At 30.3% G+C, this 6,840-nt stretch carries 5 protein-coding genes; all 5 read right to left on the bottom strand.

From position 1 onward, the window contains the following. Window positions 1-102: 102 nt before the first annotated feature. Window positions 103-2,211, bottom strand: coding sequence for a polyribonucleotide nucleotidyltransferase (locus tag L8X24_RS06855; protein WP_263664188.1), 2,109 nt, complete (start codon window positions 2,209-2,211; stop codon window positions 103-105). Window positions 2,212-2,343: 132 nt separating this feature from the next. Then, complete coding sequence (locus tag L8X24_RS06850; protein ID WP_263664187.1) at window positions 2,344-3,000, bottom strand: phosphoribosyltransferase; 657 nt, start codon at window positions 2,998-3,000, stop codon at window positions 2,344-2,346. Beyond that, window positions 3,000-5,036: an LPS-assembly protein LptD gene (locus L8X24_RS06845; protein WP_263664189.1), complete on the bottom strand. Its 2,037-nt coding sequence runs from the start codon at window positions 5,034-5,036 to the stop codon at window positions 3,000-3,002. Before L8X24_RS06845 ends, L8X24_RS06850 begins: the two co-directional genes overlap by 1 nt. Next, window positions 5,026-5,484: an RDD family protein gene (locus tag L8X24_RS06840; protein ID WP_012661236.1), complete on the bottom strand. Its 459-nt coding sequence runs from the start codon at window positions 5,482-5,484 to the stop codon at window positions 5,026-5,028. The genes L8X24_RS06845 and L8X24_RS06840 overlap by 11 nt, the downstream gene beginning before the upstream one ends. After that, window positions 5,481-6,731, bottom strand: coding sequence for a phosphoribosylamine--glycine ligase (purD, locus tag L8X24_RS06835; protein ID WP_263664186.1), 1,251 nt, complete (start codon window positions 6,729-6,731; stop codon window positions 5,481-5,483). The genes L8X24_RS06840 and purD overlap by 4 nt, the downstream gene beginning before the upstream one ends. Between the last annotated feature and the right edge of the window lie 109 nt (window positions 6,732-6,840).

Genomic DNA, 6,840 nt, shown 5'->3' with positions numbered 1-6,840 from the left:
TGAGCTAACGAGACAATCAAAAAACGAAATTATGCCAAAAGAATATTCTTTTGTCAAGATATAATATAAAATTTTGAGCATATTTTTTTATATACTCAAAATTTAGGCTAAGTCTAAAGATACTTTTCCGTTTTTGATTTCTGCAACTTTAACTTTAATTTCATTACCTACTTCTAACTTTTCTTTAATCTTAGAATTATGCAATAAACCATCCACGCCTTCTTTAAGTTCTACAAAAACTCCAAATTCTACAACCTTTTGAACTCGTCCTAGAAATTCTTCACCGATATCAAATTTAGGCATTTCCTTTTTGTCACGCTTTTTGTTAGAACCTTTAGAGTGAAGTAAATTTAATATATACTCTTTACTTTGAGAAATCAAATCATGATCAATTCCTGCTATTTTAACCTCACCTTTATCTCTATCTAAATCAATATTAACTTCAAATTTTTCAATAATTTCTTTAATGGTTTTACCACCTTGACCTATAATATCAGGAATTTTATTTGGATCTACATTAAAAATTTCAATCTTTGGCAAAATAGCTTCATTAACAACTATGTTTTGATTAGCCTCTTCCATTAATTGCAAAATATGCTCCCTAGCTTCTTTTGCTTGATATAAAGCCTCTTTTAAAACCTGTTGCTCTATACCACCAAGTTTTATATCCATCTGCAAAGCAGTGATTCCATCATAGCTTCCTGCTACTTTAAAATCCATATCTCCATCATGATCTTCAAGCCCCATGATATCGGTTAAAATAGCATATTTTTCATCTTCAAAAACAAGCCCCATCGCCACACCTGCTACTAGTTTTTCACTTTTTACCCCTGCAGCTCTTAAAGCCAATGCACCACCACAAACAGTAGCCATAGAACTAGAACCATTGCTTTCTAAAATTTCAGAAACCAAACGAATTGTATGAACATAATCTGTATCAACACTAGGATACAAAGCTCTTTTTGCTAAATTTCCATGGCCTAGCTCTCTTCTGCCAGGAGCTTTTATAGGGCTAGCTTCGCCCACCGAAAAACCTGGAAAATTATAATTAACCATAAATTTTTCACAAATTGGGTTTTTTTCTGTAAGCATATCTGACATTTGCGCATCATTATCATTTCCCAAGGTGGCCACAACTAAGGCTTGGGTTTGCCCTCTAGTAAAAAGACAAGATCCATGTGCACTTGGTAAAATATTTGTTTCTATGTCTATTTTTCTAACATCCTTTAAACCTCTACCATCTGCTCTTTTATTTTCATTAATAATTTGGTTTCTAATAAGTTCTCTTTTGCATGCATGTAAAGCTTTTTCAATATCTTCAAATTTCCATTCGTTTTCAATAGCTATAGATTCACTTTCAATCTCTTTTGCTATTTGTAAAATTTCACTTGCCCTTTCACTTTTTGCCATTTGATTAATAGCAATTTTGAGTTTTGTTATATAAGTATTTTTTATATAGTCAATAATTTGAATATTATCTGACTCTATTTTAAACTCAAGTTTAGAATTTTTTCTATAAGCAGCAAATGCTTTTTCATATTCATTGGAACCACGCAAGATTGCACTACTTGCAAAATCTAAAGCCTTTAAAGTATCATCTTCGCTAAGTTCATTCATACGGTGTTTATCATCTTGCTTGTTTGCCAAAGCTCTCATTTCTATCATTAAAAGCTCATCTTTAACGCCTGCTACATAAAGATCTAAAGTGCTATTTTTTAACTCACTATTGCTTGGATTTAAAACAAATTCATTATTTATACGACCTATTCTTACGCCACAAACAGGTGCTTTAATAGGGATATCACTTAAATACAAAGCAACGCTTGCAGCGTTTAAACTCATCACTTGTAAATCTACTTCAGGATCAGCAGAAAGAACCATTACAACAATTTGGGTTGGATATGCATATCCTTTTGGAAAAAGAGGTCTTAAACTTCTATCTATAATCCTAGCGCTTAATGTTTCATTGTCGCCTGGCTTAGTTTCTCTTTTTACATAACCTCCTGGAATTTTACCTGCTGCGTAAGCTTTTTCTATATATTGAACTGTAAGAGGCAAAAAATCTTCTTCTACCATTTTTTCTTCTCTTGCCACAGTTGCTAAAACTACTGCATTTTTTTCTTGCATTAAAACTGCACCTGCTGCTTGTTTTGCCACTTTATCGGTATCAAATATTTCAAGATGATTATTGATATTTATTTCATGTCGCATGATTTTCCTTTAAATTTTTATCATAGGCAAAACCAAATAAGCTTTTTAAATTTTAAAAACTAAAACTTAAAAAGCCTGTTTTTATTTTGCCTATAAATTTATATCTAAACAACTTATTGCTCAGATATAAATTTATTTTTTTAAAGGTAAATAATACCTACTTTCTTCTAAAATATCTAAAATTTCGTGAGCTTGCAAAATCGTTTTATTTTTAAAATAAAACTCAATATCTACAAAATGATCAATTTTTTGCACGCAATAAACCTCATCTGCAAAAACACTAATATAATCATATACATCACTTGGCATCAAAGCGGTGGCATAAATAATACTACTAACCTCTTCTTTTAACAAACTTTTTATACATGAAGAAGCAGTAATCCCACTCTCACACCCCTCATGCAACATTAAAATATTTTTTCCTTTTAAATCTTTTAAAAGATTACCTTTTCTATAACGATATACATTCTTTAAAATTTTTTCTTCATAAGTTCTATTTGCCTCACCATAAATATAATCTAAGCTTATATCAAAAGCCTTAACTAAGGCTTCATTGTAAACTAATTCTTTTGTTTCGCTAATCATAGCTATTTGACATTCATCATTATTAGGAGCTTTGATTTGCTCTGTAAATAAAAAATCATAGGGTATTTCTAATTTTTTTGCCAATGCATCAACAAAAACTATAGATTTTAAAGAAGGAGTAATAATGATATAATCTTTTAATTTATTTAATGGAAGTAAATCATATAATCTTTCAAGCGCATCTTTTTCATCTTCAAAAAACATTATATAGACCTTTCATTTTCTTCCAGAGAAAAATCATAAGATACACCACCCAAAGGATAAAAATTAAACATAAAATATACACCACTTTGATCTTTAGCGCTAATCCCACCACTAGTAAGTTTAGGTGAAATATCCTTACGATACATCAAAGAATAATTCCAACACTTTCTTTGATAAGTATAACCTATCTCCCATTTTTCAGGATCTTTATTCAAATCAAACCACAAACCCCCAAATATTTGATAGTTGGTATTTATATCATACTGAGCTTTAGTTCCTAAAAAATTATATTTTTCTTTTTCATATATTCTATAGGCATGATTTAAACTAACTTTCCACTCACCATAATCAAATAAGACCTCACTAAATACTTTATCAAAGCGATTATCTACCCCTGAATATTCTGCCTCATTTCTTAAACTTATATAATCATTATAAAAATATTCCACAACATTATCAAAACCACCAAAACTACCTTCTTTGGTAAAATACTTAGTCTTTAAACTATGATATAGCTTTTTTTTGCCTAAAGCACTATAAAAATACTGATACATCGAAAAATTAAACTGCTCAGGATCATCTTTTAATTCTATAAAATCTTCGGTAATTTTACCTGATTTGGCTCCAGGTATAAAATAATTAGCACCTAAATACAAGGTATGATAAAAATTTTCATAAGGTTTAGAAAGATCTGTATATAAAGAAAAATTATGTGAATTTCTAAACAAATGCTCTTGATTTTTAATATCTGTATTAGAATAATCTACAAAATTTGCATAAACTCTTTCTGTAAAGGCAAAATTTAAAAAATCATCCAAAAAACTTGTATGATAAATTAAAGGTAAATCAAAATCTAAAGTTTTAGCATAAATACCCGTATGTCTATAATATCTATGAAAAGAAGCATCTAAGCTATACTGTATATAGTTATCAAAAAAACCATTTAAATATCTATGATATTGAAAAGAAGGGTATTCTTGCATGGTATCTTTGTTGCTAATTTTAGAAGTGTCTATATAATACTTTGCATAAGCACCATAATAATTATCATCATCAGATAAGAAATAATTTATTTTTGAGGTAACCAAAGAAGCTTCAGTTTTTGCACTAGAGCTTAAGTTCATATAATCTACATCATTTAAATAAGTAGCATCAATCCATAAACCTTCTTGAAATTCATCGCTCAAAAGGCTCTTGAGTAAAGCTTCACTTGAATATTTAATCTCTAAACCATAATGTTCTTTGTTTTTTAAATTTTCTTCTTTTTTATAGCTTGATTTTTCTCCAAAAATACCACCACTAATTTCACCTTGAGAATAAGGACTATCAATAAATCTTAAAGTTGAGTATAATCCATAGCCTCTTTTTGTCCTAATTTGAGGTTCAAATTGAATATCTGCATTATCATCAATAACATAATAGATTGGTTGGTTATAATATAACCCCTCGCTTTGTTTTAAAACCACCTGAGGAATTAACAAACCACTTTTCCTTTTAGTGTCTACACTAAAGCCAAAATACGGCAAATACATCACAGGAGTATTTTTTACATACAATCTTGCATTATAAAGATGTAAAAAATTACTCTCTTTATTTAATTTTCCTTCATCAAAACGAATTTCCCAATCAGGATTTTCAACATTACAACTAGAAACAACCGACTTTTTAGTTACAACAAACTTATCATTTAAATCTGCTTGATGACATTGCAACCAAACCTCTAAATCGTTATTTGAAAAAAATAAATTTTTAAAAGCTGTTGTGTTATCTTTAAGATTAATTTTAGTATAAGTAGAATTGGTTCTTTCTTTTTGTCCTCGTAAGATATTCACATCACCAAACAATTCTAAATCTTTAGTTGTTTCATTAAATTTAGCCTCGCTTGCGGTTATTAAATATAAATCAGAAACTACAACCACATTGTTTTTTGCTTCTATGATATCATTTATTTTTACAACATCTAAAGCATAAATGTCTACCTTAGAAGCATACAAACTCCCTACACAAGCTAAAGAAAGCAATATTTTACGCAAGATCTATCACCACTGTTTTGGCTGCATAATCATGCCAAGTTTTCAAAACAATATTACTCAAAGCCCAAGCAAATCCTAAACCATACAACATATCACTAATTTGTCTTACACCTGCTCTTAGAGCGCTTTGAGTAAAATTTGGTTTATCTAGCAATTCTTGATCAATCACCATGATCTTCAAAAGCATTTTTCCTAAAGTTGCGCCATATAAATAAGTAAATAAACTATGGTATGCAAACTGTAAAATCAAAATCCCACCAGCAAAACGCATTAAAAGATTATGAATTTCTTCATAAGTTTGCATAGAATTAATTTTATCGAGCAAAATAATACTTACGATGCCCAAAATTACAAAACTATCGACAACATAAGCTAAAAATCTTTTTTTAAAACTTGCTATTTTTATTTCTTCTTTTTCTAGCTTATCAAATAATTCTTGATTGGTGCTCATTTAAGAACCTGAAAGGCAATATCTTTTCTGTATTGTTTTCCTTTAAAATGGACATTTTCACAAAGTATATAAGCGTTTTTTTGAGCTTCTTCAATGCTTTTGCCAGTTCCCACACAAACCAACACGCGACCACCGCTGGCATATAATTTATCATCTTCTAAACTCACACCAGCATAAGAAATATGAGAATTTTGTGGAATATCGCCTATCTCAATCAAAGCTTTTGGTGAGTCCTTGTAAGGATAATTTTTACTTGCACAAACCACACCCACAGCAAATTCATTTTTAATTTTTATATGAGTATTGGCAAGATTTTTATTCACACATGCTAAAAATAAATCCAAAGGATTTTCTATTAAAGGCATCAAAACCTCACATTCAGGATCACCAAAACGCACATTATACTCTAAAACATAAGGTTTATTATTTACAACCATCAAGCCTATAAACAACACTCCAACAAATTCAGCACCTTCTTCTTTCATGCCTTTAAGAGTTGGCGCCACTATATCTTTCTTCACTTGCTCTAACAAATTTTCACTTGCTAAAGTACTTGGAGCATAAGCCCCCATGCCACCCGTATTAGGCCCTTTATCATTATCTAATAATCTTTTATGATCTTGCGCTGCAGGCAACAATATAAAATCATTTCCATCGCAAACTGCAAATACGCTTAATTCAAAACCATCAAGATATTCTTCAATCACAACAATTTTTCCAGCTTCCCCAAAGCTTTCTCCACTTAGCATATTTTTAGTAGCTTCTAAAGCTTCTTCATGGCTTTGCGCAATAATCACCCCTTTACCTGCACATAAGCCATCTGCTTTTACAACAATAGGAGGTGTTAAAGACGTGATAAATTTCTTAGCTTTTTCATAATCGGTTGTGTTTAAAAATTTAGCTGTTTTGATTTTATATTTTTTTAAAAAACTCTTCATAAAAGATTTTGAAGCTTCCAACATAGCAGCAGCTTTAGTAGGCCCAAAAATAGCAATATTGTTTTCTTTAAAAAGATCTACTATACCCTCTGCTAAAAAATTCTCACTCCCAACTATGCAAAGATCAATCTCAGATGCTTTTGCATAAGCTGTTATAACTTTAGGATCTTTCATATTAAGATTTGTTCCTATTTTAGCAGTAGCACCATTTCCTGGAGCAAAATAAAATTCTAAATTATCATTTGTTTTTTGAAGAGCCAAAGCGATAGAATACTCCCTAGCACCGCTTCCTAGTATTAAAATTTTCATTATTTTCCTTAAAAATATTACAAAAACCCAAATGGCCGGAGTATAAGTGTCTGACCCTCAAAAAGTCAAAGTATGCCATTAGGTGATTTTTAAAGGCTGCAGCTTCTCG

The sequence above is a fragment of the Campylobacter sp. CNRCH_2015_0814 genome, assembly GCF_025772765.1.
Classification (GTDB): Bacteria; Campylobacterota; Campylobacteria; order Campylobacterales; family Campylobacteraceae; genus Campylobacter_D.
The sequence above is the reverse complement of the archived record's forward strand: the minus strand, read 5'-3'. Positions and strand labels throughout refer to the sequence as shown.